Genomic DNA, 26,768 nt, shown 5'->3' on the forward strand with positions numbered 1-26,768 from the left:
GAAGATGTGCTTGACAGGTTCCTAACAAGCCCGTAATGTTTTACTTGTAAAGTAATTGACTGAGAGAACAACACAAAGGAGCACCACCATGACCCGCCTGAACGACGAACAGCTCATCAACCTCTTCCACGAGCCGCGCACCGTCTCCTCCTTCACCGAGGAGCCCGTCACTGACGAGCAGCTGCGCCGCATCCAGGAACTGACCTTCTACGGCCCCACCGCCTTCAACAGCCAGCCCCTGCGCATCACCTGGGTCAAGAGCCCCGAGGCACGCGAGCGCCTCGTCGCACACCTGGCAGACGGCAACAAGGCTAAGACTCAGGCGGCACCGGTCACCGCGATTCTCTCCGCAGACGCAAACTGGGTAGAGCATGCTGACACCTTCAACCCCAACGCTGCCGGCTTCATCAAGGGCTTCTACCCCTCCGAGGAGCTTGCTACCCCCGCCGCTGAGCTGAGCGCTCACCTGCAGGCAGGCTACTTCATCACCGCGATCCGTGCACTCGGCCTGGATGCCGGCCCCATGACCGGCGCAGACTTCGCCGGCATCAAGAAGGAATTCTTCGCGGACAACGCAGAAATCCCCTTCCTGGTCGTCAACCTCGGTCACGGCGAGGCGCCCGCATACCCGCGCGGTGCACGCTTCAGCCACGATGAGGTTGCCCGCTCCCTCTAAGAGTGCGCGGCTACCGCATAGCTAAAGCTAAACCCTAGGTTTATAGACAGTTCAAGGGCGGTTCCCCATCGAGGGGAACCGCCCTTGAACTATATGCGAACTATATGCGCACACAACGTGCCAGAGATGTTGTCACATCTGCAACGGGCGCGTTAGCGGGCACCAAATTGACCCACCGACAGCTGCGGAACAGACGAGGAACATGCGGTCGTATCCAGCGGAACAATCACGCCACCGGAACCGGAGGGAAGACCCACCAGGAAGCCCTGAACCGGGCGGCTACCGCAATCGTCACCGAAGCGTGCCGGGTACACCGAACGCAGTACCGCGGTGGTGCTATCGCCGGGGTTGAGGGTCACTCCCGCAGGGTTCATGTACTCAGCAGAGGCGGATGCCTCACGGCCGACCCAGGTTCCCGAGGGGCCCGCATGGACCACGCGCGGGTAGCCGCGCAGGGTGCAGGGGGAGTTCGAGGAGTTCTGGAAGTACAGGGTGTAGTTTCGGGCGCCGGGGGAGCCTTCTCCAATGGCAACCGAAACGTTCAGGTCGTCCAGATCGCACTGGGTCGGTCCCTCAGCAGCGTTATTGTTGGAGGAGTTAGAGGACTTCTCCGAAGAGCTCGAAGAATTCGAGGAGTTGGAAGAATTCGACGAGTTCGAGGAACCGGAGGAGTTCGAAGAGTTGCCCGAAGAGCGAGAACCCGACTGCGAAGACGAGTCTGAGCTCTTCTGGGAATCCTGCTGAGAATCAGAGTCGTCCGACTTGTTCTGCTCGGAACCCTCGTGGGAGGACTCAGAGGAATGAGAGTCAGAGCTCTGCTTCGACTCGTGAGTCTCGGTGTGGGAGGAAGACTCGTGGTGTTCCGCGTCGGGGGAGTTCACCACGGTAATGGAGCCCGGGCTCACCGAAGGGGTAGCCCCGTCGGAGGCTACTCGAATCGTGCCGGGCTTGACCGAAGCTGATGCGCTCGGATTTGCCGAGGTACCTTCAGCTTCCTGACCGGCCTGGGACGCGCCGCATCCACTGAGCGCTAGCACGCAACAGAGGAGGGTGGTTGATGCGAGTACCTGAGCCGATTTAAACATGATTACATCGCCGCCTGCATTTGGATTTCTGCTCCGTCCATACCGGGGGCGTACTCGACCTGGCAGCACAGGCGAGAGTACTCGTTGGCGACATCGTCGACCATGTCGAGCAGGTCCTGCTCAGCTTCGGTGCGCTCACCGGAAGCCTCGAAGTGCTCGGGGTCGATGAAGCCGTGGCAGGTAGCGCAGGATGCGTTACCACCGCAGGTTGCGAGGACCGGCACGCCGTTAGCCTGGAGGGTTTCCAGGAGGGTGTGGTGGTCTTCCCACTGAATGTCGTAGTTTACGCCTGCTTCGTCAGTGACCTTAATCGTTACGCCCATGCGTTCTCCTTCTTCTGTAGTGATGCGTTTCTATTGTAGAGGTAGGGGCTGTTATTCACCGTACTTTGTGGCGCATCCCCAACCCTACCGTCACGCATATCACGGGAACGCATATTAATTTTTATGCTGAATAGCATGTCTGTATTGCCCCCAGTCTACCCCGTATTGCCCTGACAACGCGGGATATAGGCGCATATGAATACTGCCCCCAGATGCAAAGACATGCTGGGGGCAGTATAAAGAACCGGCACGCGGGCGCGCTTCAACGGCTATGCTTCAACTGTGACGAAGAGCTACTCGGATTCCTTCTCCGCCGTCTTCTCCGCGCTCTTCTCGGCGTCCTGCTTTTCTACGCTGTGGTCATCAGTATTCTGGACGCTTCGTCCCGGACCGCGCACAATACCTCGCACGCTATCACGCGGGTCGGCGTAGCGCAGGTCGATACCGAAGGTATTGCGGATCTGGCGTGCCGAGTTCAGGTGCCAACGCTGCGAATCCGAGGGAGTCACCGAGGTGACCGCCTTCTGCCCCGGAGCCAGCTTCTCGTGGCGGATATCGTAGTGCTTACCACCCATGGTGATGGTGAAGCCGTGCTCCTGCAGTAGCTGCACGAACGCATCCACATCGTGCGGAATCTTGCGGCCGCGCTGCCTCTTCGTACCGCTCATCCTCGGCTGCGATTCGAAGGGGTTACGGCTGGGCGCGGTGCCGCGGCTAATACGAATCACCTGCTGGTCGGAGTGCGAGAACTCCACCTGGTAGCCGTTGAGCGAGTACACGGTGCGGCTACTGCCGGGAATCGGGCGGCGGTCCTCGGCCTCATCCAGGATGCGGGCAATGTACTCGCCGGTCAGTCCGAGCGATTTGAGCTGAGCCTGAGCCTCGGGGGAGAGCTGGTAGCCTCCGGCGAGAGCCTGCAGCGGGCGTAGCGCGAGCACCTCGGCGGTCAGGGGGTTGAGCACCACCTGGTAGCCTTCCTCTTCATGCGTGTAGAGGGTGACTTCTCGGCCGTAGCGGTTCTCTTGCGCGCTTTCTTGAACCACCGTGCTTGCGGGCGATTCGATGATGTCCAGCAGTAGCTCGTAGGTGAGGCTGTGGCGCATCATATAGTCCATCACGCCCGGGAGCACGCCGTAGATACGGCGGCGCGGCGGCACCTCGCCGTAGAATTCCTTCTCGATGCGCGCGGCAATACGCTGGTTCTCCAGCGGCACCTCGGTCAGCGGAATGAGGCGCTGGTTGGAGGGGCGAATCTTGGCGCGTGCGGCGGCGGGCTTGGGCGCCTGACGGTATGCGTCCACGAGTGCCTGCTGTTGCTCTACGAATTCCTGGGCGATGAGCGGCAACAGGGTGAAGTAGAGCTCTGCCGCTTCGGGCTTGAGCGCGCCGTTCTCATCGAGTAGGGACGCGCCGTCCTTGGAGAGCAAATCCCACGGCTTATCGTTTGCGGTGCTTTCTTCTGAGCCCTGGTTGTCCCGGTAGCTATAGGTTGCGAGGGAAGCAAGCTCCTGCAGGCGAACGTACACCTCAAGAGGAACGGTAATCTGCTTAGCGGACATTATTTCTCCTCCTCGGTGGTGTCTGCCCGAGCTGCTTTATCTTCTGCCTGCTTTGCCAGGGTGTTGCTGAGCTCTTCCAGCTGCACCTTGCGCAGGGTTTCTGCGTGCAGGTTGTGGAAGTCCGCTGTCTTCGCCAGAGCCATAACGGTCCGCTCATCGGGCGAGATTGCGATTTCCAGGCCCTGCGCCGCGTAGATGCGGGTCCAGCCTTCAGCCATACGCACGCTCTCGGGGCTGCTCAGCGTCTGGAGCATCAGATCGAAAACGAACGGCGGGTTCTTCTTCAAGAAGGTGCGGGCGCGCTCGCTGAACTCAAGTTCCAGGGCGTTGAGCGAGGTGTATTCGCCCTGAGCCAGGGAGGTTTGCGCCGCCTCGTTGTAGTCGGCGTCGTATTCGTCGATGACGGTAATGACTTCTGCGGAGGCGGTGTTCACGTCAACCCGGTAGTCGTCGTGGGTGAAGCGAATGGTCCAGTCGTTGATGCGTTCTGCTTTACCTTCGCGCAGGATGGCGCGCACGAGCTCTTCGCTGATGTTTTCGCGTTCAAGGCGGGCACGCAGGCTCGGACGCAGGCGGTAGGGGTAGGGGCGTTCGCGGTCCTCAGCGGTAATGGCGCGAGGTGCTGCGGCGACCGGCTCTGCGGCGGGAGCGCTCGGGGTAGGCGCGGCAGGCTTCGGCGCACCTGGTTTCGGCGCGGCAGGCTTCGGGACCGTAGCTATCGGTGCAGCGTGGCTGAGCACGGGCAACTCTTCAGCAGATACCTGTTCGGTACCCGCTACCGACTGCGCGGCTTCCGGGGCGGCGGCTTCGGCCGCCTGCTGGCGGGCGCGCAGACCCTCCAGGTACTCTTCGATGCGCGGCGGTCGGTAGGTGAGCGTGGACTTGCGGAACATACCGGGGGAGGGGGCACCGGGAGTCGGTGCGGCAGGCTTCGGCACTGCAGACGTAGGAGTTGCGGGTTTGGGCGCAGCTGGCTTCGGTACAGTGGGCTCGGGTGCCGCTGCTACAGACGTTGCAGCGGTAATCGTTGCCGGGCTCGGCACCGGTGCGGTCTTTTCTGCGGGTGCTTCTTCCGGCACGCTGGGAACCGGGCTGGGGGCTTGCGCTGCGCGGGCCGCAAAGAGCGCGGGGGAAGGCGCAGGCTTCGGGGCTGCAGGCTTGGGCGCAACAGAAGCGCTAACTTCAGCATCCTCAATTACTGCAGATTCTGTGGGGTTAGGTTCAACCTCAACATCAGCCGTAGAGTCTGCGGTAACTTTGGTTGTCTGCTCCTCATCGCTGAGCTCATCGTCGCCACGACGCAGAGCGGCAACGAGTTCCTGCCGGGAGGTATAGGGAATGATTTCCTCGGGAGAGTCGATATATCGGGGGAAGTTCTCGTAGAGAATCTTCGCCGCGGCTTCAAAGAGCTTCTCCGTGGTGGCGTTGGCGGCGGGTGCGCAGGGGCAGAGTAGTTCCTGGTGTTGCGCGTCATAGAGGGACCAGTGGGCGCATCGTTCGGTGGGCGGGAAGTAATCGAGTGTTCCCAGATCGGCTATATCGATGAGTGCACCTATCAGGGACTGCGGAATGGATAGCTGTGCCATAGTGCTCCTTCGCGTTGTCTGCTCTCCAACCTATGCGTGGAGGGTCTTCTTTCCATCCTATGCGTTTTTTGGCGGGTGTGCCCCGGGGCACGTCATCTGGGCGCGTAAATCTGTGGATTCACAGGTTGAAACGCACTTTTGCAACAGCTGTTGGGTGCGGATGAGGCGGTTGAAGCGTCTTTGCTACACCTCTATACAGGCGTCTCCTATATGGGCATCTCCATGCACTGTGGCTTCTGCGCGCCGCGCCGCCTGTCGTGAGCGCGGTGGTTTGCGTTGTATCCGGCGCTTGCGGCGAGGTACTTTCGGCGGGGCACTTTCCGGGCGTATTTCTGGAGACACAAAAAATCCCCGGTTCCGAAGAACCGGGGATCGTTGGTGCGCCCGAAGGGATTCGAACCCCCAACCTTCTGATCCGTAGTCAGATGCTCTATCCGTTGAGCTACAGGCGCATGTTCCTCGCTTCGGATTTCTTCAACCCGTCGCGGCAACAGGTACTACTATACGGATGTCCTCGAGGGTGTGCAAGCCGAAAAACTCGAAATCTGCCCAAAATTCCCTCCGAAGAAGCCGGAAATACCCCGTTTTACCGCGGAATTCCGGGGTTTTTGTGGTCACAAAATTTTTTCAAAATATTTTTATTGCGCACCAAAACCTACCCCGAAGGCACCCAAAAATACCCCTCTGCACCCTTCAGAAACATCCAGAAGTCCCTCAAAAAATCTTTTCGCCCCAAAAGAATGTGATGCGCAGAACGTAAGAAATAGCGTCATAGAGGGGTGTTCGGGTCATTAATGCGTTATTCTGTAAGCATCACGAGGAAGTGGAGACTGTCCAAGCGTGCATATTCACATTTGTTTGCACGCTTGTAGTGTTTAACTGCTTCTTTGTTACCGCAGACCTAACCGGATCAACGTAGTATCCGGGCCACCGAATGAAGGGGAAAACGTCAATGGCTGACACCTCAACTCGTACTCTCTCTGCTGAGCTCGAAAAGGAGCTGCAGAGCGCACCCACTACCCACCAGGGCCTTCTGGATTGGGTTCGCGAAGTTGCGGCCCTGACCCAGCCCGCACACATCTACTGGGTCGACGGTACCCAGGAAGAATACGACCGCCTGGCACAGGAACTGGTCGACGCTGGCACCTTTGTTCGCCTCAGCGATCACGAATTCCCGAACTCTTACGCAGCTTTCTCCGATCCCGATGACGTGGCACGTGTCGAGGAGCGCACCTTCATCTGCTCCGAGACCGAAGAAGGTGCAGGCCCGACCAACAACTGGCGCGACCCCGTCGAAATGAAGCAGACCCTCTCCGGTCTGTTCGAGGGCTCCATGCGCGGCCGCACCATGTACGTCATTCCCTTCGTCATGGGCTCCCTGAAGGCTAAGAACCCCAAGATCGCTGTTGAGCTGAGCGACTCCGCATACGTTGTCTGCTCCATGCGTATCATGGCAACCATTGGTAAGGACGTTCTTGCCAAGCTGAACGAGACCAACGGCTTCTTCGTCAAGGCTCTGCACTCTGTCGGTGCACCCCTGGAGCCCGGTCAGGAAGACGTTCCCTGGCCCTGCAACCCCGAGAAGTACATCGTCCAGTTCCCCGAGACCCGCGAGATTTGGTCCTTCGGTTCCGGCTACGGCGGTAACGCACTGCTCGGCAAGAAGTGCTACGCACTGCGTATCGCATCCGTTATCGGTCGCGACGAGGGCTGGATGGCAGAGCACATGCTCATCCTGAAGATGACCAACCCCGAGGGCAAGGTTCGCTACATCTCCGCAGCGTTCCCTTCCGCATGTGGCAAGACCAACTTCGCAATGATGGAACCCACCATTGACGGCTGGAAGGCTGAGATGGTCGGCGACGACATCGCATGGATTGAGTTCGACGAGAACCACCAGGCACGCGTGGTCAACCCCGAGGCTGGCCTGTTCGGCGTGGCACCGGGTACCGGTTACTCCACCAACCCGAACGCTATGAAGGCTATCGCCAAGGGCAACACCATCTTCACCAACGTTGCACTGACCGACGACGGCTCCGTCTGGTGGGAGGGCAAGACCGACGAGGCTCCCGCTCACCTGATTGACTGGACCGGCAAGGACTGGACCCCCGAGTCCGGCCGCCCGGCAGCTCACCCGAACTCCCGCTTCTGCACCCCCGCATCCCAGGTCGACATGCTCGCTCCCGAGTACTACGACCCCGAGGGTGTGCCGCTGAGCGCTATCGTTCTGGGTGGTCGCCGCAAGACCACCGTTCCGCTGGTTTCTGAGTCTGAGAGCTGGGAGCAGGGCGTGTTCCGCGCTGTCACCCTGTCCTCCGAGACCACCGCGGCTGCTAAGGGCGCTGTCGGCGTGATTCGCCGCGACCCGATGGCTATGCTGCCCTTCATCGGTTACAACGCTGGTGACTACTTCAAGCACTGGATTGACCTGGGCAAGAAGCACGGCGCTGAGAACATGCCGAAGGTCTACTACGTCAACTGGTTCCGCCGCACCCCCGATGGCGGCTTCGCATGGCCCGGCTTCGGCGAGAACTCTCGCGTTGTGAAGTGGATCTTCGACCGCCTGGACGGCAAGGCAGGCGGCCAGGAGACCTTCCTGGGCACCGTTCCCACCAAGGAAGACCTGGACCTGACCGGTCTGGAAATCTCCGAGGACGAGCTGAAGGCTGCTCTGGCTGTCTCGAAGGATGAGTGGGCTGCTGAGCTGCCCGGCATCGACGAGTGGCTGGCTAAGTTTGGCGACAAGCTGCCCGCCGAGGTTCGCGAGCAGCGCGACGCTCTGGCAAAGGCTCTGGAGGACTAAGACACTCCGGCTAATACCAAAGGTTTAGCGCCTTGAAGGGGCGGAATCTCCCGGTGAGATTCCGCTCCTTCCTTCTGTCTGTGGGGAAAATTTAAACCCCTATCAGATGGGGAATAATGGGTTTTCGCGCAAAGGTGCGAGTGTAAGGCTATGCAATCCACCTGCTCTTGAGAAATACTCTAAAGACATTGGGAGGGCTACGAGAGCATGATTATGGCTGGTCCTGATTTCTTGCCCTCTTGCTACCCCTATACAATGCCAATGTAAGATTTTGAGCGCTCTGAGCCTATGTCTTGGGCCTATGTCTGAGACTAGGCAGGTTTAGAGCAATAGTTGCCGCCTCCGTGAAGGTGCGGCAGCACGAGAAGGATAGAAGGAGTATCCATGCGTTTGACAGCATTTTCGGATGTCTCGCTCCGCGTTCTGATGCTCCTGTCTGCTCTGGAGCCCGGTCAGAAGCTTTCCACTCAGAAGATTGCTGAGGGAGTGGACACCCCCTACAACCACGTGGCGAAGGCTGTGGCTTTCCTCGTGAACATGGGTTACCTGGACTCGACTCGCGGTCGTTCCGGTGGCGTTATGCTTTCGGATGCGGGTCGTTCTGCGACCGTCGGCACTATTCTTCGCGCTACTGAGGGTGATATTCCCATGATTGAGTGCGAGGATGAGAACGGCCACTGCCCGCTGGATAAGTTCTGCCGCCTGCGCAATGTGCTGGCGAGGGCTCGCGAGGCGTTCTATGCTTCGGTTGATTCGGTGGTCATTAGCGAGCTGACTGCCGGTGCGCGCCCCGTTGGTCCGGTGTTTGTTGAGCTGGGCTTTGCGCCTCCGGAGAATGCGTTGCCTGCGCTCTAGGCTGGCACGCTGCAAGAAATATGTGATACCTGTGGAGCTTTCCGATGGGAGGCTCCATAGAGTTTTTAAGACGAAGTTTAGGGCGTTTCTGCGGTTGATGCGGGGGCTGCTGGGCGGTTCACGCGGGGGTCTCTCGGCTTTCTTGTAGGGGTTTCTTGCAGGGTTTTCGAGGGGAGTGGGGAGTATTTTGCCGCTGCCTGCGTGACTGCTGGAACCTGTGTGATTCCTGAATTTGTGCAGGAAATGCAGAAAATTGCAAACTTGCTTTTCAAATGCAGAAAATGTGACCATATTCATTTTTGCACTACACTGCATACTTTCCCTAGTAAATATATTTTCGGTCCAGAATTTTTATGCATACTTCGGGGCTAGTCACCCGGCGAACTCAAAAGCAGTGCTGAAAATATATAGTGTGACGCTCGGCTCTCTCTTTGAGTCAGGGTGAACCATAAGTAGCATCTGCAGCACCAAATAACCCCCGGGGCATGACCTGCACTCAGCGCAAACACCCCGCAAAATGCTACGGTAAGGGTGCTTTGTAAACACTCTGTCACCAACTGAGCTGTCCGAGTGAACGCCCCCGCATCACCCACATTAAGGGCGTCACCACAACGACCGAGGTGACCGCACAGGAAGAAGGCATGACATGCTCTCTGAGAAGTCCCGCCCCATTATTGAGGCAACGCTGCCCATCATTGCCGAGCGCATCAACGACATCACCCCCGACTTCTACCGTCGAATGTTCGCCGCTCGCCCCGACCTGATGGACGGCATGTTCTCCCGCTCCTCCCAGCTCGAAGGTACCCAGCCCAAGGCGCTGGCAGGCTCCATCGCCGTGTTCGCCTCCTACATCGTTCAGAACCCGAACTCCTACCCCGACGAGGTCCTCTCCCGCGTTGCACACAAGCACGCATCCCTGGGCCTGAAGGAAGAAGAGTACCCCACCGTCTACAAGTACCTCTTCGAGGCAATCGCCGCTAACCTGGGCGACCTGGCTACCCCCGAAATCGTTGAGGCATGGACCGAGGTCTACTGGCTCATGGGCAACGCCCTCATCAAGCTGGAGAAGGGCCTGTACGCTTCCCAGGCAAACGACGTCATGTTCGCACCCTTCAAGCTCGTTGAGCGCAAGGAGACCGGCGAAAACGTCGTCGTGCTGACCTTCGAGCCCGCCGACGAGACCCCCATGACCGAGTCCAAGGGCGGCCAGTACATCTCCATCATCGTTCCCGCACGCGACGGTCTGCGCCAGGCACGCCAGTACACCCTGCTGCCCAGCGAAAAGAACCAGCGCCGCATCGGTGTGAAGCTCGACCCCAACGGCGAGATGACCTCCATCCTGCACGAGCTGGAAGTCGGCGCAGTCGTCGAGATCTCCAACCCCTACGGTGACCTGACCCTGGAAGGCTTCGGCGACCCCGAGGCACCCCTGTACCTCTTCTCCGCAGGTATCGGCACCACCCCCATGCTCAGCTTCCTCTCCGAGCTGGTTGAGAAGGGCTCGACCCGCCCCGTGACCGTGGTCCACGCAGATCGCCGCCTGGACACCTGGCCCCTGCGCGAAGAGCTCACCGAGCTCGTCGGCAAGCTGCCCAACGCACGCCTCGTCTCCTTCATCGAAGGTGAGGGCGGCGACTACACCGGCCGCGTCGATGTCTCCAAGCTGGACGTTCCCTCCAACGCTAACGTTTACCTCTGTGGCCCGCTGCCCTTCATGCAGGGCGTACGCTCCGCACTGGTGGAGGCAGGCGTTCCCGGCAAGAACATCAACTACGAGATCTTCGGCCCCGACCAGTGGATGCTCCACGACCAGGCACGCGAGGCGTAAAAACCCCGTAAACCGGTTCGTCCGCTAGGTTTCTTAAACCCGGCTAGGTTCTTCCTCTTAGGCAGAAGAACCTAGCCGGGTTTTTAGAACTCAAAATAAAAATCCCGCCCCGCAGACGAATCTGCGAGGCGGGATTTTTAGTAGCTAGCTAGTGCTTAGCCCTGGCGAACCAGAGCCAGAACCTCGTCGCGGACGCGCTCCATAGTCGCAACATCCGGTGCCTCAAGGTTCAGGCGCAGGAAAGGCTCGGTGTTCGAAGGACGCAGGTTAACCCACCAGCCCTCTTCAGTGTTGGTGAAGGTGGTGCCGTCGGAGTCCTCAACAACCACGGGAGCGTCAGCGTAGTGTGCACGCACGCGGTCCACAGCGGCAGCCTTGTCTTCGATCTCGGAGTTGATCTCGCCGGAAGCAACGTACGGGGAGTACTTCGCGCTGATCTCGGAGAGGGGCTCCTCGCCGCCACCCAGAGCAGCCAGCACGTGCATTGCAGCGAGCATGCCGGTGTCTGCGTTGAAGAAGTCCTTGAAGTAGTAGTGAGCGGAGTGCTCGCCACCGAAAACGCCATTCTCCTCAGCCATAACAGCCTTGATGAAGGAGTGGCCCACGCGGGTCTTCACTGCGCGGCCGCCCAGCTTCTCAACCAGCTCAGGAACAGCCTTCGAGGTAATCAGGTTGTAGATGATGACGGGCTCTTCGTTACCCTCAGCCTTTGCACGAGCAATCTCGCGCTCAGCAACCAGAGCGGTCACAGCCGAAGGAGTGACGGGCTCACCCTTCTCATCGATGACGAAGCAGCGGTCAGCGTCGCCGTCGAATGCCAGACCAATGTCAGCACCGTGCTCAACAACAGCCTTCTGCAGGTCAACCAGGTTAGCCGGCTCCAGCGGGTTAGCCGGGTGGTTCGGGAAGGTACCGTCCAGCTCGAAGTACAGGGGAACGATTTCCAGGGGCAGTCCCGGCAGGATGGTGTCGCCCAGAACAGCGGGAGTGGTCATACCACCCATGCCGTTACCAGCGTCAACAACAACCTTCAGGGGGCGGATGGAAGACAGGTCAACCAGCTTGCGCAGGTACTCTGCGTAAGGCTTGAGGATGTCCTTCTCAGAAACGGTGCCGACCTTCTCCACAGAAGGAATCTCGCCCGCATCCAGGTACTTCTGAGCCAGGTCGCGAATATCGAACAGGCCGGACTCGGAAGACAGAGGAACAGCGCCTGCCTTAGCCATCTTCATGCCGTTGTACTCTGCGGGGTTGTGGCTAGCGGTGAAGGTAACACCGGCAGCGTTCTCAACGCCACATGCGAAGTACAGAACGTCAGTGGAGATCAGGCCGATCTTCTCAACATTTGCACCGCGAGCGGTTGCACCCTGGGCGAATGCATCCATGAATTCGGGGGAGGAGGGGCGCATGTCGCCACCGACCAGAATGGTCTGGCCCTCCAGGCCCAGAACGTCTACGAAAGCCGCACCAGTAGCGCGAACAGTCTCTGCGGTAATGGTCTCGCCGACGATGCCACGCACGTCGTACGCTTTGAATGAGTCATGTAGATTAATAGTAGTCACGCCTTTTATTTTAGCGGTAAAGAAGTGCAACTAGCCTCTATAATGGGCAGGTAAAACCTTATAAATTCCGCTGAATGTATGGGTTTTTTATCACTTCACTTACTTCAAACAACTCACGTCGAGAGGTATTTTCCCCCATGGGTGAGATTTTTTCCCTAAAAAACCAGATTCAGAATTATGCGTGGGGATCCCGCGAAATTCTCGGACGCATGCGTGGCGTGCCTGTCCCCACCGAACAGCCTGAGGCTGAGGTGTGGGTTGGCGCGCATCCGGCTGCGCCCTCCCGTGCCACCGTTGACGGCACCGAATCCCCGCTTAACGAGCTGATTCAGGCTGAGCCCTCCCGCTTCCTGCGCCCGGACCGTACCTCCGACTGGTTCCCCTTCCTCTTTAAAATCCTTGCGATTGATGCACCCCTGTCTATCCAGGTGCACCCCACCCCCGAGCAGGCTGTCGCCGGTTTCGAGGACGAGCAGGCGCGCGGTATCGCGATTGACGCGCCGCACCGCAACTACAAGGACCGCTACTCCAAGCCCGAAACCGTCATCGCCCTGACCCAGATGCGCGTGCTGACCGGTGTGCGTACCTCCGAGCAGCTGGCAGAACTGGCGAAGGCGTTCAAGGCTGACTGGCTGGCAGAGCGCGTGGAGCTTACCCCCAAGCAGCTGCTGACCGAGATTATTCGCATGCCCGAAGAGACCGCCACTGCGGCTGTTGAGCAGCTCGTTGAGGCGGCAGCACAGCTGACCGGCTCCGAAAACGCGCTCATTGCTGACGCGGCCGAGCTCGTACAGATTGTTGCCGGCAAGTACCCCGGCGACCGCGGCCTGCTGGTTGCCTTCGTCATGAACCTGGTACACCTGGCACCCGGCGAATCCGCATTCACCCCCGACGGCCAGGTGCACGCCTACGTCTCCGGCACCGCCATTGAGCTGATGAACCCCTCCGATAACGTGATGCGCGCGGGCCTGACTGCAAAGCACATCGACACCGAGGAGCTCATCAAGGTTCTCGGCGAAAGCCAGGACGCCCCCGTAATCCAGCGCCCCACCCCCGATAACGCACCTGTCGGCACCTACGCCATGTGGGATGAGCGCATGAGCGTGACCCGCATCCGCATTGAAGAGGGCAAGCCGCAGGAATACACCTTCGAGGGTATTAGCGCCGCACTGAGCGTATCCGGCGAAATCACCATTCACGCAGCAGACGGCAACGGTACCGAAGAGTTTGTCCTGGGTGCCACCGAGTCGGTACTGCACGTTGGTGAGCCCTCCGCGGCAACCCTGAGCGGCAGCGGCGAACTGTACATCGCTTCTTACGTCTAAAAACTTCTACGTATTAAAGGAGCGCCGAAAAAGGTGCTCCAGTACTGAAGAATTAAATACGGAAATTAATAAAGATTCACGTTCTTCTCCGCATTTTAAAAGGTGGGGGAGGCGTGGATTTTTTATGCCCCGTCAGCGTGAGTAGCGGCGGCTTTTTGTGTTCCCCCTGCAGAATGTGTTCTGGGTAACCTATAATTGCTCTTATAAATATGCGTATGTCTGTGCCTTTATGCGCGCATTCCTTGAGTACGCAACCCCAAACCACTAGGAGAACACCGTGAAGATTATCCTCACCGTCACAGGCATCGACCACGAAGGCATCATCGCCGCCGTGACCGCAACCCTCGCCGAGCGCAAGGTCAACGTCCTCGACGTTTCCCAGACCATCATGGGCGAATTCTTCACCATGATCATGCACTGCTCCTTCGACGAAGAGCAGCAGAACCTTATCGACCTGCAGGAAGCCATGGTTGGTGTCGAGCACGAACAGAAGGTCCAGATTCGCATCCAGGCAGAATCCATCTTCAAGGCAATGCACACCATCTAGGTAGCCACCATGATGAATGACAATATTCTTGAAACCATCCGAATGATCGAGGAGCAGAAGCTCGACATTCGCACCGTCACCATGGGCATCTCCCTGCTCGACTGCGCCGACTCCGACGGCGAAGTGGCCCGCCGCAAGATTTACGACAAGATCACCAGCCGCGCGGCAAACCTCGTCAGCGTCTGCGAAGGTATCGAAGCTGAGCTCGGCATCCCGATTGTCAACAAGCGCATCGCCGTCACCCCCATCGCACTGGTGGCAGGCGCCTCCAACGATGAGGACTACGTAGAGTTTGCTCGCACCCTCGACACGGCAGCCAAGGCAGTCGGCGTGAACTTCGTCGGTGGCTTCAGCGCCCTCGTCGACAAGGGCATGACCCCTGCCGACGAAAAGCTGATTCGCTCCATCCCGCGAGCGCTCGCAGAAACCGACGTTGTCTGCTCCTCCGTGGATATCGGATCCTCCCGCGCCGGCATCAACATGAGCGCCGTCAAACTCATGGGCGAAACCATCCGCGCCACCGCAGACCTGACCGCGGACGCACACGGCTTCGGCTGCGCCAAGCTTGTCGTCTTCGCGAACGCCGTCAGCGACAACCCCTTCATGGCGGGCGCATTCCACGGCGTGCAGGAAGCAGACACCACTATCTCCGTAGGTGTCTCCGGCCCCGGCGTGGCACACCGCGCCCTGCAGAAGGTCCGCGGCGAATCCTTCGACACCTGCGCCGAAGAAATCAAGAAAGCAGCCTTCAAGATTACCCGCGTCGGCCAGCTGGTCGGCACCCTCGCCTCTGAGCGTCTGGGCGTACCCTTCAACATTATTGACCTCTCCCTGGCACCCACCGCAGAGATTGGCGACTCGGTCGCGCACATCCTCGAAGAGATGGGTCTGGAAACCGTCGGTACCCACGGCACCGTTGCGGCACTTGCGCTGCTCAACGATGCGGTGAAGAAGGGCGGCCTCATGGCGTGCTCGAACGTCGGCGGCCTCTCCGGCTCCTTCATCCCAATCTCTGAGGACATCGGCATGATTGAATCCGCAGCCGCCGGACACATCACCCTGGACAAGCTCGAAGCAATGACCGCCATCTGCTCCGTCGGTCTGGACATGGTCGCGGTTCCCGGAGACACTCCCGCCGCCACCCTCGCCGCAATGATTGCCGACGAAGCAGCAATCGGCGTGATGAACCACAAGACCACCGCGGTCCGCGTCATCCCGGCGGTTGGTCTGGGCGTAGGCGACATGGTTGAGTTTGGCGGCCTGCTCGGTCGAGCACCCGTCATGCCCACCCACACCCCCAGCGCGGAGGCGTTCATCGCCCGCTGCGGTCGTATTCCGTCGCCGGTTCACGGTTTCCGCAACTAAGTTTGATTCCGCAACTAAGCCCTAGGTGCGCTGAGAACCAATAGAAAAAGGGGAGGCACCGAAGAATATCTCTTCGGTGCCTCCCCTGGTGCTGTATGAGCTACCAAGAAGTTACTAATACACGAAACGGCTCATCAACGCCTCCAGCGCCAGACGCGCATTCGCGTTCGTCCGCAGGCGACGCAGAGTCAGTTCGACCGCCTGCACATCCTCCAGCAGTTGTTGGGCGGAACGGCGGGTGCAGAACGCATCCAGAGGCTCCCGCAAATGCTCATTGACCAGCGGAGCCTGCGCCGACAGAGCCACCGTCAACGCATCACGCAGAACCGTCTGAACCTGCGCCACGGAACGCAGCAACGTATCGGAGGAAACGCGCTTAGCGCGGCGCTTCTGCTGCTCCTCCAGACGGCGAACCTGTGCACGCAAAGATGGCGAAACACGCTCGCCCTCGCGGATACCCAGCAACGCTAGAAGCTCCTGGCGTTCCTGCTCATCCTTGAGAGCGGAGACAGCCTGCGCGTCCTGGTCAGCAAGGTCGGTGAGCTTCTCAGCTGCATTGAAAGCCGAAGAAATAGAACGAACATTCAGAATCAGGGAAGTAATCAACTCTCGACGAGCCATCGCCTGCTCATCGGTCGCCAAACGGTACCCCTCCTGCGCATCACCCAGAGCCAGACGCGCCGCACGCTGCGCCAACGGGTCAGCCACACCGCGCGCCAGTAGGTACTCGTGCACCTGCGCATCGGTAGGAACCGGCAACTGCACCGGACGGCAACGCGAACGAATCGTCACCAGCACATCGGTGGGGGAGGGCGCCGTCAACAACCAAATCGTATGCGGCGGCGGCTCCTCAATCGCCTTCAACAACACATTGGAGGTACGCTCCGGCATGCGCTCGGTATCCTCCACCAAAATCACACGCCAACGACCCACGGTCGGGCGGTCCTGAGCCTTCATGACCAGCTCGCGCGCCTCATCAATGCTGATGTGCGTCGCCTCGGTACTAAAGTGCGTGAAATCTGCGTGCGAACCGTTCATGACGGTCACGCAGCCCTTGCACTGGCCGCATCCGCGGTTCTGCGGGTCGGGCTGCTCGCACAGCAGCGCGGCAGCAAAAATTTTTGCCGCCTCACGGTGAGGCGCACCGGTCGCGCCCGTGAAAAGCCAAGCGTGTGTGGGGCGGTTGGCGGCGGCATCCGTGCGTAGTTGCTGGAGCTTATCGGCGGGAATCAGCAGGGTATTCCAGAGGCTCATGAGTCCTCCTTACCGGTGCGGACCAGCTCACGGGCGGCGAGCAGAGGTTCGATCACCTTAAGCACGCGCGCGTGCACCTGCTCAATCGTGCCCACGCCATCAATAATGCGGTGCGAACCGTTAGCGTCCTCGCGGGCAATCTGCTCGAACGCACCGTGAATGCGGGCCTTGAACGCGGCGCCTTCAGCCTCAATACGGTCGACGGTGCCGCGCTGATCCATGCGCTCCTGCTCGGCGCTCAACGGCACACTCAGCAGTAGGGTCGCGTCGGGCACCAGATTGGCGGTAGCCCAGCGGCTCAAATCGACGATGGTTTCAACACCCAGGTCACGGCCTACGCCCTGGTACGCGGCAGAAGAATCAATATAGCGGTCGCTCAGCACGATGGCGCCCTCTGCGAGCGCGGGACGAATCAACTGGGAGGCGTGCGCTGCGCGGGATGCCGCGAAAATCAGCGCCTCGGTGCGGTCGTCAATGGTACCCTGACCCGCTTCAAGGACGAGGGCTCGCAGCTTCTCGCCGATCTCGGTGCCGCCGGGTTCGCGGGTGGTGATGACACGGTATCCGCGGGCGCTGAGTGCTTCATTCAGCAGGGCGAGCTGGGTGGTTTTGCCGGCACCGTCGCCTCCTTCGACCACGATAAAAAGCCCGCGGCGACCGGTCGGGTCGGCGGGAAGATTCTGCGCATCGGGGGTGTAGCTGAGAGTATCCATCACCTTTAAGGGTACCGGGTCTCTTAGCTGCACAGGTGCGGTTTTGGTGATACCTCCGCGTGGGATTGAGTGCGTATCAAGGTAAAAAACATGTAAATCCTGCGCGCCATCATCTGCGCGGGCGTGCGTTCTGGGCGCGGGTGTGCCAGGCTTAAAGACATGAGTGCAGATAACCACGACATGAATTACTCCGCAGAGACCTTCGTCGTCTCTGGCGGCCGCCCGGCACACGAGCATGATGCGCCGGTGAACCCTCCGATCGTTCTTTCTTCCACCTACCGCGGTGTGGACGCCGTCAATATTGAGCAGGACCGCGTGTACGCCCGCTTCTCGAACCCCACCTGGGAGGGCATGGAAGAGGTTGTGGCAAAGCTGGAGAACGCTACCCAGCCCGGTCTGCTGTTCCCCTCCGGTATGGCTGCTGTCGCTGCTGTCATCGACCTGGTGCCGGTTGGCTCCATTGTTCTGATTCCGAAGCACGCATACATGGCGTCGGTGACCCTGTGCAAGGATTTGGAGCGCCGCGGCATCATTGAGCTCGTTCGCGTGGACATTGAAGACACCGAGAGCGTTATCGCCGCTATGGAGGATGCCACATCCCGCACCGGCGTGACCCCGGAGAACGTGAACTACTCGGCACCGAAGGTCCTGGCGTGGCTGGAAAGCCCCACGAACCCGATGCTTGAGGTCGCTGACCTGCCTGCCCTGCTTTCTGCTGCTCGCCGCCTGGGCATTGTGACCGCGGTGGATAATACCTTCGCAACCCCGATTCTGCAGCGTCCCCTGGATTTGGGTGCTGACGTGGTGGTTCACTCCGCTACGAAGTTCCTCGCGGGCCACTCGGATGTTCTGCTGGGTATGACCTTGACCTCGAATGAGGAGCTGTACAAGGCGATGCTGCACCACCGCATCACCAACGGCGCAATCCCCGGTCCGGTGGAGGCGTGGCTTGGTTTGCGCGGTCTGCGCACCCTGGCGCTGCGCGTGGAGCGTGCTGTAGAGAACGCGCAGGTTCTCGCGGAGCGTCTGAGCGAGCACCCCTTCGTGACTGAGGTGCGTTACCCGGGTCTGGAGAGCGACCGCGGTCATGAGGTTGCGAAGAAGCAGATGGACGGTTTCGGTGCGATTTTGTGCGTCACCCTGGATACCGATGCGGCTGGTGCCCGTAACGTCGTGGAGGCGTTGAAGCTGTGGACCCCGGCAACCTCTCTGGGCGGCGTGGAGTCTCTCGTGGAGCGTCGTCGTCGCCACGGTAACGAGCCGGATTCGATTCCGGAGTCTCTGCTGCGCCTGTCGGTGGGTATTGAGAACGTGGATGACCTTTACAATGACTTGGTTGAGGCCTTTAAGGTTGTCCGCTAGGCACTTTGCTAGGGTTGTCTAGAGAAGCTGCTGATTCTAAGGAATACTATGTCTCCTATTCTGTTGGTCATCTATGTGACCACTCTTATCGATGTGCTACTGGCTGTTGCCGGCGCTGTGGTTGGTGTGCTGGCTTTTGTGCGTGCGTGGATGTCTCCGGCGAACGCGTACGATTTTGCCGGTAAGCGCCCGAAGAACACGTGGCTGGCTTTGACCGGTGGTTCTGCTGCGGTGTCGCTGTTTAGCGTTTTTGCTGCGGTGACTGGCGGCGGTAATACTGTACTGATTCTTCAGCTGATTGCTGCTGTGATTAGCTGTGTGTTCTTGGCTGGTGTGTGGCCTTCGGTGGGTCGCCGCCGTTTCTAGCGTTAGCTTGTGCGCTCGCTTTGTGCGATAGATGGTGAAGCCTCGTGCGCTGTCTGACGGGTTTGTCCCGGTCGGATGGTGTGCGGGGCTTTTCCCTATTTCTGGCGGGGTTTTTGAGCCTTTCGTTCTGGTAGAAAAGACCCTTATAAATTTTTGGGAGAATGCATATTTTCTAGGCTCTAAGGCATGACAAACCGGCGGGTAAATGAAAAAATAGAGGTATGACTTACAAACTAGTACTCCTGCGCCACGGCCAGTCCGAGTGGAACGAGAAGAACCTGTTCACCGGCTGGGTGGACGTTAACCTGACCGATAAGGGCCGCGCTGAGGCTAAGCGCGGCGGCGAGCTGCTGGCAGAGCGCAACATCCTCCCCGATGTTGTTCACACCTCCCTGCAGCGTCGCGCAATCAACACCGCAAACCTTGCACTGGATGCAGCAGACCGTCTGTGGATTCCTGTCAAGCGCACCTGGCGCCTGAACGAGCGTCACTACGGCGCTCTGCAGGGTAAGAACAAGTCCGAGATTCGCGAGGAATACGGCGACGAGAAGTTCATGACTTGGCGTCGTTCCTACGACGTTCCGCCGCCCCCGCTGGATGACAACGACCCCTACTCGCAGGCACACGACCCCCGCTACGCGGATGTCGAGAACGCTCCTCGCACCGAGTGCCTGAAGGACGTTCTGGGCCGTATGCTTCCCTACTGGGAGTCGGACATCAAGCCCGACCTCGCAGCAGGCAAGACCGTTCTGGTTGCTGCACACGGTAACTCCCTGCGTTCGCTGGTCAAGCACCTCGAGGGCATTTCCGACGAGGACATTGCTGGCCTGAACATCCCCACCGGTATTCCGCTGTACTACGAACTGGATGAGAACTTCCAGCCCGTCAAGCCCGGCGAGTACCTGGACCCCGAGGCTGCTAAGGACGCTATTGCTGCCGTAGCAAACCAGGGTAAGTAATACCTCCGGCAGGGTTTCACCCCTGTCATTGTGATGAGCCGTTCACCGGTAAGGTGGGCGGCTCATTGCGTTGTCTGCAAGGTTTCTGTACGGGGAGCGTGCCTGAGAAGAAGAGCATTCGCCTGAGTGCTGGGTATCGGCCACATTTATACTTATGGGGTACCCGAATGGAAGGGAAGTACATGGATGCCGGTCTGATCGCCTTTATTGCGGGCATGATAGGTCTGCTGGTGGGCGTCCTGAGCATGAATGCGGTGGCGCGTAGTGAGCGGGAGCAGGAGCGTAGTTTGGTGTCGGCGCCGGCGCTGCGTGATGGTGCCGCTCAGGTACTTGCTGTGATTGGTCGCGCCTACCTGGTGATTGATGAGGTGGGCGGCGTGGTTCAGGCTTCTCCGGGTGCGTACGCGATGGGTCTGGTGCGTGGTCATACGGTGGCGTCTGATGAGTTGGCGGATATGATTCGCACGGTGCGTCATCGCGGTATTTTTGCGGAGCGTACTTTTGAGATTGACCGCGGTGAGGGTGAGGCGCTGGTCTTGGATGTGCGTGTTGCTTCGCTGGGGGACGAGTACATTTTGGTGCTCGCGGATGACCGCACTGAGATTTCTCGTGTGCAGCGTATGCGTAATGATTTTGTGGCGAATGTGTCGCATGAGTTGAAGACTCCGGTGGGTGCGGTGAGTCTGTTGGCTGAGGCTATTGAGCAGGCGAGTGATGACCCGGAGGCGATTGAGTATTTTGTGGGGCGTCTTCATAAGGAGACGCGCCGCCTGTCTGCGCTGGTGCGTGACATTATTGAGCTTTCGCGTCTGCAGTCGACCGATGTGATTGCGCGTGGTGGTCCGGTGTCGGTGCCTTCTTTGGTTACTGATGCGGTGGACCGTTCGCATATTGTGGCGGAGGAGAAGGACATTCAGATTTCTACCCGCATCGAGGAGGTGCCCGAGGTGTACGGTGACGCCGAGCTGCTCGGTATTGCTGTGCAGAACCTGGTGGAGAACGCGGTGCGTTATTCTCCGGAGCATACGAAGGTGGATATTTGGGTGCATCGTGTGGCTGATCAGCTGCTGGTTGAGGTTGCTGATCAGGGCGTGGGTATTCCGGAGGACGAGCAGAAGCGTATTTTTGAGCGTTTTTACCGGGTTGATCCGGCTCGTTCGCGTCAGACGGGCGGCACTGGTTTGGGCTTGAGCATTGTGAAGCATGTGATGACTCAGCACGGTGGTAGCGTGACGGTTCGGTCGATGCCGCAGGAGGGCTCGACGTTTACGTTGGCGTTGCCGCTGAATGAGCCTCCGGCCGCAGTGTAGTGTTAGCGGTATAGGTTTTATGGAATCGAAGGAAGTTATTGATGTCTAAAATTCTGATTGTTGAGGACGAAGAGGCCCTCTCGGATCCCCTTGCGTTTTTGCTGGGTCGTGAGGGTTTCCAGACGATTGTTGTGGACAACGGTCTGGACGCTCTGCCGGTGTTTGACCGCGAGGGCGCGGATTTGGTGCTTCTGGATGTGATGCTTCCGGGCATGTCCGGTATGGAGGTGTGCCGTAAGCTGCGTGAGGTGTCTTCGGTCCCGATTATCATGTTGACCGCTAAGGACTCTGAGCTGGATAAGGTGCTGGGTCTGGAGCTGGGCGCTGATGACTATGTGACGAAGCCGTATTCTGCGCGTGAGCTGATTGCTCGTATCCGCGCGGTGTTGCGTCGTCGTTCGGCGGAGACTGATTCTGCTACTGAGTCGGTGCTGCAGGGCGGCCCGGTGCGTATGGATATTGACCGCCATGTGGTGACGGTTAATGGTGAAGAGATTTCTATGCCGCTGAAGGAGTTTGAGCTCCTGGAGATTCTGCTGCGCAATGTGGGTCGTGTGATGACTCGTGGCCAGCTGATTGAGCGTGTGTGGGGCGCCGACTATGTGGGTGATACGAAGACCCTGGACGTGCACATTAAGCGTCTGCGTTCGAAGATTGAGCCGGATTCTTCTGCCCCGCAGTATGTGGTGACGGTTCGCGGCTTGGGCTATAAGTTCGAGGCGTAGGCGGGCTTGAGACTGATGAGTTCTGCTTCTGCGGCGAATACTGCTGTGATTGTTTTGGCGGCTGGTTCGGGTACTCGCCTGGGTGAGCCGATCCCGAAGGCCGCTGTGCGTGTGCATGGTCGTACCCTGCTGGATTATGCGTTGGAGGGTGCGCTCGCTTCGGGCGTTGCTGAGCATGTGGTGGTGACTGTTCCTGCTGATTGTTCGGCGAGTTGCCCGGAGCTTTTGGAGGATGCCCGCCGTGCCGGTGCGTTGATTACTGCCGGTGGTGATACTCGTACTGCTTCGGTGGTTGCGGCGTTGGATGCTCTGAAGGATGCGCAGGTTCCGGTGGATTATGTGCTGATTCATGATTGTGCTCGTGCTTTTACTCCGCCGCAGGTGTATCACCGTGTGCTTGAGGGGCTGGGTTCTGAGAGCCCGCAGGGTGTTGTGCGTGCGGTGATTCCTGTGTTGCCGGTGGTGGATACGGTGAAGACCGTGGATTCTGCTGGTTTGGTGACGGGTACTCCTTCGCGTGCGCAGATGCGTGCGGTGCAGACTCCTCAGGGTTTTGAGGTGGCTGCTCTGTTGGCGGCGCATGAGCGTAGCCGTTCCCTGCCTGCTGAGGAGGCTGAGCTGCTTACTGATGATGCGATGGCGATGGAGGCGGCGGGTGAGCCGGTGTTGACGGTTGCCGGTGCTGCGGATGCGTTTAAGGTGACGACTCCGATGGATTTGCGGGTTGCTCGTGCGCTGTTTGGTGATTCTGCTGCCTAACCCTGCCGCCTAACGCCTCTTTTGCCGAGGCGCTGCTGCTGAGAAGATGTTTGATCGATTGAAGGGTCCTGTGATGACTGTTATTCCTCGTGTTGGTACCGGTGTTGATGTCCACGCTTTTGGTGAGGAGGGCACTCCTCTGTATATTGCTGGTCTGCATTGGCCGGGTGAGTGTGGTTTGAGCGGCCATTCTGATGGTGATGTGGTGGCTCATGCTGCCGCGGATGCTCTTTTTGCCGCCTCCGGCACGGGGGATTTGGGCTCTAATTTTGGTGTGGACCGCCCGGATATGAAGGGCGCTTCTGGTGTTCGTATTCTTTCTGAGGCTGCGGCGATTGTGCGTGCTGCTGGTTTTGAGATTGGTAATGTGAGCGTTCAGCTGGTGGGTAACCGCCCGAAGTTCTCTCCGCGCCGTGATGAGGCGAACCGTGTGCTGAGCGAGGCGGCGGGTGCCCCGGTGACGGTGATTGCGACGACTACTGATGGTTTGGGTTTGACGGGCCGCGGTGAGGGTGTGGCTGCTATTGCGACGGCGCTGGTGTATCCGCGTTCGTAGGTGTTTGGTTGCTTCGAGCCATTCTGTAACCTATCGCTGATTTACCGCCCCGGCGTTTGAACCGACCCCGTAGAATGAGAGTGTGACTATGCGTTTTTATGATTCAGCTTCCGCGACTATTCGTGAGTTTGAGCCCGTCGTGCCCGGTGAGGCGCGTATCTATTATTGTGGTGCTACGGTGCAGGGTGAACCGCATCTGGGCCACATCCGTTCGGCGTTGGTTTTTGACCAGTTGAGCCGTTGGATGCGTTACCGCGGTTTGAAGGTGACGACGGTCCGCAATGTTACTGATATTGACGACAAGATTTTGGCGAAGTCTGCTGAATCTATGGAGCCCGGTTTTGAGGGTGAATTCCCGAATGAGCAGTGGTGGGCGCTCGCGTACCGTTTTGAGAAGGTTTTTGCTCAGGCGTATGCGGCGCTGGGTATTGATCCGCCGACCTATGAGCCGCGTGCGACCGGTCATATTCCGGAGATGTTTGCTCTGATTCAGCGTCTGATTGATCGTGGCCACGCGTATCCTGCGCTGGATGATTCTGGTGATGTGTATTTTGATGTGCGTTCGTGGGATAAGTATGGTGCGCTGACGAATCAGAGCGTTGAGGATATGCAGGATTCTGCGGATGCTGATCCGCGCGGTAAGCGTGACCCTCGCGATTTTGCCCTGTGGAAGGGTTATAAGGAGGGTGAGCCGCTGACTGCTTCGTGGGAGTCTCCGTGGGGTCGCGGCCGTCCGGGCTGGCATCTGGAGTGCTCGGCGATGGCTGGTAAGTATTTGGGTTCGCGTTTCGATATTCACGGTGGCGGTTTGGATTTGCGTTTCCCGCACCATGAGAATGAGCTGGCGCAGTCGACTGCTGCTGGTGATGATTTCGCGAACTTCTGGATGCATAACGGCATGGTCACCTATGAGGGTGAGAAGATGTCGAAGTCTATCGGTAATACGATTTCGCCGGCGCAGATGCTGCAGATGGCTCGTCCGCTGGTGGTTCGCTATTACCTGGGTAGTGCGCATTACCGTTCGATTCTTGATTACCGTCCGTCGTCTCTGCAGGAGGCGGCAACCGCTATTGAGCGTGTTGAGGCGTTCCTTGCTGCAACTCAGGATGTGCTGAAACCGGGTCGTGAGGTTCCGGAGGCTTTTGCTGAGGCTATGGATGATGACGTGAATATTCCGCGTGCTTTGGCGGTTCTGCATGAGCAGACTCGTGCGGGTAATGCTGCGCTTGCTGCCGGTGAGGACGCTTCGGAGGCGGCTAATGCTGTGATGGCTATGGCTGAGGTGCTGGGTCTGGCGCAGCTGATGAGCTTTAATGCTGAGGGCACTTCGGGTGCTGAGCATGAGGCTTTGGATGCGCTGATTCAGGCTGTGTTGGCGGAGCGTGCTGATGCTCGTGCTCAGAAGGATTGGGCGAAGGCTGATGCGATGCGTGATCTGTTGGCGTCTGCTGGTGTGCAGGTGAAGGATGGCGCGAATGGTTCGAGCTGGAGCGTTGGCTAGAGGGTGATGTGCCCCGCGTTTGTGCGTAAGGCTTAGGTCGAGCGGGTTTCTCTCGCGTAGACTCGTATTCAAAACTTTGACGAAGGAAGAGAAGAATGGCTAAGGCAGGTTCGCGCCCGGGCGCTACCAGCAAGAAGAAGGGTGCTACTAAGGGCACTGGTGGTCACGGTCGTAAGGCGCTTGAGGGTAAGGGCCCTACTCCGAAGGCTGAGGACCGCGTTTATCACAAGGCGTATAAGATGAAGCGCGCGGCGGAGCGTCGTGCTGCTACCGGTACGAACCGTAAGTTCCAGACTCGTCTGGGCGGTAAGCGTGCTAGCGATGAGCTGGTGACTGGTCGTAATGCGGTGCTTGAGGCTCTGCGTACTGAGATTCCCTCGAAGCACTTGTACATCATGAGCCGTGTTGAGGTTGATGACCGCGTTCGCGAGATCATGACTATTGCGAATAAGCGCAATATTCCGATGCTGGAGATTCCGCGTAGCGAGCTGGATCGTTTGACTGATGGTTCTGTGCATCAGGGTGTTGCGATGCAGATTCCTCCGTACAAGTACCCGGACGCTACTGACCTGGTGCTGGATACTATGGAGCGTTGGCACTCGGGTAAGCTGTCGACTCCGCCGCTGTTTGTTGCTTTGGACGGTATTACTGATCCGCGTAACTTGGGTGCGATTATTCGTAGCGTGTCCGCGTTTAGCGGTGATGGCGTGATTATTCCTGAGCGTCGTTCGGCTGCTGTGACTGCTGGTGCGTGGAAGACTAGTGCTGGTGCGGCTGCTCGTATTCCTGTTGCGATGGCGACTAATCTGACTCGCGTGATTCAGCAGGCTAAGGAGCAGGGTATTTTCGTGATTGGTCTGGATGGCGGCGGCGATATTGAGTTGCCGGCTCTGGAGCTTGCGAATGAGCCGCTGTGCGTGGTGGTTGGTTCTGAGGGTAAGGGTCTGTCCCGCCTGGTGACTGAGAACTGCGATCAGATTGTGTCGATTCCGATTGATTCTGCGATGGAGTCTTTGAACGCGGCGATGGCTGTGGGTATTACTCTGTACGATGTTTCTCGTCGTCGCGCTTCCGCGAACTAAAGTTTTGAAGCTAGCGAGCTACAGCCTGTAGCTCTGTAGTTTGAATAAGGAGGGCGCCCCCGTGAGGGGTGCCCTCCTTTTCTGTGCTCTTCTGCGCTCTCCCCATATGTAGGTGCTCATATATAGGGAGGTGCAGAACGGGGGAGTGCAGCGGTACAGAAATACGGCGGTATGAAATACAGAGATGGGGGAGGGGCGGAGCCCCTCTTCCCATCTTTTCTTCCCGTCTTCTCTTCCTATCTTCTTGATGCTGAGGGGCTCTTCTGCCCTTCTATATGGGCTCTATAGGGAGCTTCTGCAGGTTTTCGAGGTCTTTTGAAGGTTTTTAAACTTTTTTTGAAGAACTTTCGGGAGGCTTATCCTGCGTTGACTAGGGGTTTTGCTGTTATGTTTAGGTCAGGATGAACCTAAACCCCCGTATTTGTGCTCTACTTCACCCATTTTCGGGTTGCAGGGCTGTTTGGTGGTCTGTATAGTTGTATGAGTCGCCGCGGCGAGGAGGAAAAAACGAAGAGTTTTCTTCGGTGTTTCTCCTAGTCAGAAGCGGTTTGACTGTCTTTCAATTGTATAGTGTTTTGGTTTCTTGCTTAGAAGAATCTCAGGTTGCCGGTTGGTGATGGTGGAGGAGTTTAGGGAAGAAACTTTGTGGTGTGAATCACGGAAAACG

Annotated in this window: 23 protein-coding genes and 1 tRNA gene; 16 read left to right on the forward strand and 8 right to left on the reverse strand. The window is 58.6% G+C overall.

From position 1 onward, the window contains the following. Positions 1-88: 88 nt before the first annotated feature. The gene (locus HMPREF2894_RS03770) at positions 89-676 is read left to right on the forward strand and encodes a malonic semialdehyde reductase (protein ID WP_070677876.1); all 588 of its coding nucleotides are present in this window, start codon (positions 89-91) and stop codon (positions 674-676) included. Between the two features lie 152 nt (positions 677-828). Here HMPREF2894_RS03770 and HMPREF2894_RS03775 read toward each other — a convergent pair whose 3' ends face one another. The 5 genes from HMPREF2894_RS03775 to HMPREF2894_RS03795 form a co-directional block, all read right to left on the reverse strand. After that, positions 829-1,761: a DUF4232 domain-containing protein gene (locus HMPREF2894_RS03775; RefSeq protein ID WP_049350511.1), complete on the reverse strand. Its 933-nt coding sequence runs from the start codon at positions 1,759-1,761 to the stop codon at positions 829-831. A gap of 2 nt (positions 1,762-1,763) precedes the next feature. Further along, positions 1,764-2,084 carry a 2Fe-2S iron-sulfur cluster-binding protein gene (locus HMPREF2894_RS03780; protein ID WP_005509285.1) on the reverse strand — a complete coding sequence of 107 codons (321 nt, stop codon included), beginning with the start codon at positions 2,082-2,084 and terminating at the stop codon, positions 1,764-1,766. A 293-nt stretch (positions 2,085-2,377) separates the two neighbouring features. After that, entirely contained in the window at positions 2,378-3,643 is a 1,266-nt protein-coding gene (locus HMPREF2894_RS03785; RefSeq protein WP_070593010.1) for a cell wall biosynthesis glycosyltransferase, read from the reverse strand. Then, positions 3,643-5,229 (reverse strand): DNA repair protein, encoded by a 1,587-nt coding sequence (locus tag HMPREF2894_RS03790; protein WP_049340329.1) that lies wholly within the window; start codon positions 5,227-5,229, stop codon positions 3,643-3,645. Before HMPREF2894_RS03790 ends, HMPREF2894_RS03785 begins: the two co-directional genes overlap by 1 nt. A gap of 376 nt (positions 5,230-5,605) precedes the next feature. Further along, a tRNA-Arg gene (locus HMPREF2894_RS03795) sits at positions 5,606-5,681 on the reverse strand. 500 nt (positions 5,682-6,181) lie between these two features. Here HMPREF2894_RS03795 and HMPREF2894_RS03800 point away from each other — a divergent pair. The 3 genes from HMPREF2894_RS03800 (at position 6,182) to HMPREF2894_RS03810 (ending at position 10,715) form a co-directional block, all read left to right on the forward strand. Continuing rightward, the gene (locus HMPREF2894_RS03800; protein WP_070677878.1) at positions 6,182-8,032 is read left to right on the forward strand and encodes a phosphoenolpyruvate carboxykinase (GTP); all 1,851 of its coding nucleotides are present in this window, start codon (positions 6,182-6,184) and stop codon (positions 8,030-8,032) included. Between the two features lie 384 nt (positions 8,033-8,416). Next, complete coding sequence (locus tag HMPREF2894_RS03805) at positions 8,417-8,887, forward strand: RrF2 family transcriptional regulator (protein WP_049354493.1); 471 nt, start codon at positions 8,417-8,419, stop codon at positions 8,885-8,887. Positions 8,888-9,533: 646 nt separating this feature from the next. Continuing rightward, positions 9,534-10,715 carry an FAD-binding oxidoreductase gene (locus HMPREF2894_RS03810; RefSeq protein ID WP_070677880.1) on the forward strand — a complete coding sequence of 394 codons (1,182 nt, stop codon included), beginning with the start codon at positions 9,534-9,536 and terminating at the stop codon, positions 10,713-10,715. 155 nt (positions 10,716-10,870) lie between these two features. Here the strand turns inward: HMPREF2894_RS03810 and HMPREF2894_RS03815 are convergent, their stop codons facing one another. Next, positions 10,871-12,277, reverse strand: a complete 1,407-nt coding sequence (locus tag HMPREF2894_RS03815) for a phosphomannomutase/phosphoglucomutase (RefSeq protein WP_070677881.1) — start codon at positions 12,275-12,277, stop codon at positions 10,871-10,873. Positions 12,278-12,414: 137 nt separating this feature from the next. Between HMPREF2894_RS03815 and manA the strand changes: the two genes are divergently transcribed. The 3 genes from manA to HMPREF2894_RS03830 all read left to right on the forward strand — a co-directional run bounded on the left by manA (position 12,415) and on the right by HMPREF2894_RS03830 (position 15,514). Continuing rightward, positions 12,415-13,602 (forward strand): mannose-6-phosphate isomerase, class I, encoded by a 1,188-nt coding sequence (gene manA / locus HMPREF2894_RS03820; protein ID WP_070677883.1) that lies wholly within the window; start codon positions 12,415-12,417, stop codon positions 13,600-13,602. Positions 13,603-13,879: 277 nt separating this feature from the next. Next, positions 13,880-14,149 carry an ACT domain-containing protein gene (locus HMPREF2894_RS03825; protein ID WP_005507158.1) on the forward strand — a complete coding sequence of 90 codons (270 nt, stop codon included), beginning with the start codon at positions 13,880-13,882 and terminating at the stop codon, positions 14,147-14,149. 9 nt (positions 14,150-14,158) lie between these two features. Further along, positions 14,159-15,514 (forward strand): PFL family protein, encoded by a 1,356-nt coding sequence (locus tag HMPREF2894_RS03830; protein ID WP_049354497.1) that lies wholly within the window; start codon positions 14,159-14,161, stop codon positions 15,512-15,514. A 114-nt stretch (positions 15,515-15,628) separates the two neighbouring features. Here the strand turns inward: HMPREF2894_RS03830 and HMPREF2894_RS03835 are convergent, their stop codons facing one another. Beyond that, positions 15,629-16,768, reverse strand: coding sequence for a DNA polymerase III subunit delta' (locus HMPREF2894_RS03835; RefSeq protein ID WP_070677885.1), 1,140 nt, complete (start codon positions 16,766-16,768; stop codon positions 15,629-15,631). Beyond that, entirely contained in the window at positions 16,765-17,481 is a 717-nt protein-coding gene (tmk, locus tag HMPREF2894_RS03840) for a dTMP kinase (RefSeq protein WP_080974195.1), read from the reverse strand. Before tmk ends, HMPREF2894_RS03835 begins: the two co-directional genes overlap by 4 nt. Before the next feature lie 159 nt (positions 17,482-17,640). Between tmk and HMPREF2894_RS03845 the strand changes: the two genes are divergently transcribed. From HMPREF2894_RS03845 to rlmB, 9 genes are all read left to right on the forward strand, one after another. Continuing rightward, a complete protein-coding gene (locus tag HMPREF2894_RS03845) occupies positions 17,641-18,843 on the forward strand; it encodes a trans-sulfuration enzyme family protein (protein WP_070677887.1) in 1,203 nt (400 codons plus the stop codon). A gap of 48 nt (positions 18,844-18,891) precedes the next feature. Further along, on the forward strand, positions 18,892-19,209 hold the full coding sequence (locus HMPREF2894_RS03850) for a DUF2516 family protein (protein WP_005509299.1): 318 nt from the start codon (positions 18,892-18,894) through the stop codon (positions 19,207-19,209). Between the two features lie 221 nt (positions 19,210-19,430). Then, positions 19,431-20,168 carry a phosphoglyceromutase gene (locus HMPREF2894_RS03855; protein ID WP_005507152.1) on the forward strand — a complete coding sequence of 246 codons (738 nt, stop codon included), beginning with the start codon at positions 19,431-19,433 and terminating at the stop codon, positions 20,166-20,168. 167 nt (positions 20,169-20,335) lie between these two features. After that, positions 20,336-21,478 carry a sensor histidine kinase gene (locus HMPREF2894_RS03860; protein ID WP_246823468.1) on the forward strand — a complete coding sequence of 381 codons (1,143 nt, stop codon included), beginning with the start codon at positions 20,336-20,338 and terminating at the stop codon, positions 21,476-21,478. Positions 21,479-21,519: 41 nt separating this feature from the next. Then, complete coding sequence (locus HMPREF2894_RS03865) at positions 21,520-22,203, forward strand: response regulator transcription factor (protein WP_005507150.1); 684 nt, start codon at positions 21,520-21,522, stop codon at positions 22,201-22,203. Positions 22,204-22,218: 15 nt separating this feature from the next. Continuing rightward, positions 22,219-22,962: a 2-C-methyl-D-erythritol 4-phosphate cytidylyltransferase gene (gene ispD, locus HMPREF2894_RS03870; RefSeq protein WP_070677889.1), complete on the forward strand. Its 744-nt coding sequence runs from the start codon at positions 22,219-22,221 to the stop codon at positions 22,960-22,962. Between the two features lie 73 nt (positions 22,963-23,035). Beyond that, positions 23,036-23,518 (forward strand): 2-C-methyl-D-erythritol 2,4-cyclodiphosphate synthase, encoded by a 483-nt coding sequence (gene ispF, locus HMPREF2894_RS03875; protein WP_044150778.1) that lies wholly within the window; start codon positions 23,036-23,038, stop codon positions 23,516-23,518. Positions 23,519-23,600: 82 nt separating this feature from the next. Then, a complete protein-coding gene (gene cysS / locus HMPREF2894_RS03880) occupies positions 23,601-25,019 on the forward strand; it encodes a cysteine--tRNA ligase (protein WP_049358237.1) in 1,419 nt (472 codons plus the stop codon). A gap of 95 nt (positions 25,020-25,114) precedes the next feature. Continuing rightward, positions 25,115-26,101, forward strand: a complete 987-nt coding sequence (gene rlmB / locus HMPREF2894_RS03885) for a 23S rRNA (guanosine(2251)-2'-O)-methyltransferase RlmB (protein WP_005507146.1) — start codon at positions 25,115-25,117, stop codon at positions 26,099-26,101. The last annotated feature ends 667 nt before the right edge of the window (positions 26,102-26,768 follow it).

The sequence above is a fragment of the Rothia sp. HMSC066G02 genome, assembly GCF_001813145.1.
Lineage (GTDB): Bacteria > Actinomycetota > Actinomycetes > Actinomycetales > Micrococcaceae > Rothia.

Excerpts from the sequence above, each read along its gene's own strand:
- HMPREF2894_RS03770 (WP_070677876.1), top strand. The coding sequence starts at position 89 with ATGACCCGCCTGAACGACGAACAGCTCATCAACCTCTTCCACGAGCCG.
- HMPREF2894_RS03775 (WP_049350511.1), bottom strand. The coding sequence starts at position 1,761 with ATGTTTAAATCGGCTCAGGTACTCGCATCAACCACCCTCCTCTGTTGC.
- HMPREF2894_RS03780 (WP_005509285.1), bottom strand. The coding sequence starts at position 2,084 with ATGGGCGTAACGATTAAGGTCACTGACGAAGCAGGCGTAAACTACGAC.
- HMPREF2894_RS03785 (WP_070593010.1), bottom strand. The coding sequence starts at position 3,643 with ATGTCCGCTAAGCAGATTACCGTTCCTCTTGAGGTGTACGTTCGCCTG.
- HMPREF2894_RS03790 (WP_049340329.1), bottom strand. The coding sequence starts at position 5,229 with ATGGCACAGCTATCCATTCCGCAGTCCCTGATAGGTGCACTCATCGAT.
- HMPREF2894_RS03800 (WP_070677878.1), top strand. The coding sequence starts at position 6,182 with ATGGCTGACACCTCAACTCGTACTCTCTCTGCTGAGCTCGAAAAGGAG.
- HMPREF2894_RS03805 (WP_049354493.1), top strand. The coding sequence starts at position 8,417 with ATGCGTTTGACAGCATTTTCGGATGTCTCGCTCCGCGTTCTGATGCTC.
- HMPREF2894_RS03810 (WP_070677880.1), top strand. The coding sequence starts at position 9,534 with ATGCTCTCTGAGAAGTCCCGCCCCATTATTGAGGCAACGCTGCCCATC.
- manA (WP_070677883.1), top strand. The coding sequence starts at position 12,415 with ATGGGTGAGATTTTTTCCCTAAAAAACCAGATTCAGAATTATGCGTGG.
- HMPREF2894_RS03830 (WP_049354497.1), top strand. The coding sequence starts at position 14,159 with ATGATGAATGACAATATTCTTGAAACCATCCGAATGATCGAGGAGCAG.
- HMPREF2894_RS03835 (WP_070677885.1), bottom strand. The coding sequence starts at position 16,768 with ATGAGCCTCTGGAATACCCTGCTGATTCCCGCCGATAAGCTCCAGCAA.
- tmk (WP_080974195.1), bottom strand. The coding sequence starts at position 17,481 with ATGGATACTCTCAGCTACACCCCCGATGCGCAGAATCTTCCCGCCGAC.
- HMPREF2894_RS03845 (WP_070677887.1), top strand. The coding sequence starts at position 17,641 with ATGAGTGCAGATAACCACGACATGAATTACTCCGCAGAGACCTTCGTC.
- HMPREF2894_RS03850 (WP_005509299.1), top strand. The coding sequence starts at position 18,892 with ATGTCTCCTATTCTGTTGGTCATCTATGTGACCACTCTTATCGATGTG.
- HMPREF2894_RS03855 (WP_005507152.1), top strand. The coding sequence starts at position 19,431 with ATGACTTACAAACTAGTACTCCTGCGCCACGGCCAGTCCGAGTGGAAC.
- HMPREF2894_RS03860 (WP_246823468.1), top strand. The coding sequence starts at position 20,336 with ATGGAAGGGAAGTACATGGATGCCGGTCTGATCGCCTTTATTGCGGGC.
- HMPREF2894_RS03865 (WP_005507150.1), top strand. The coding sequence starts at position 21,520 with ATGTCTAAAATTCTGATTGTTGAGGACGAAGAGGCCCTCTCGGATCCC.
- ispD (WP_070677889.1), top strand. The coding sequence starts at position 22,219 with ATGAGTTCTGCTTCTGCGGCGAATACTGCTGTGATTGTTTTGGCGGCT.
- ispF (WP_044150778.1), top strand. The coding sequence starts at position 23,036 with ATGACTGTTATTCCTCGTGTTGGTACCGGTGTTGATGTCCACGCTTTT.
- rlmB (WP_005507146.1), top strand. The coding sequence starts at position 25,115 with ATGGCTAAGGCAGGTTCGCGCCCGGGCGCTACCAGCAAGAAGAAGGGT.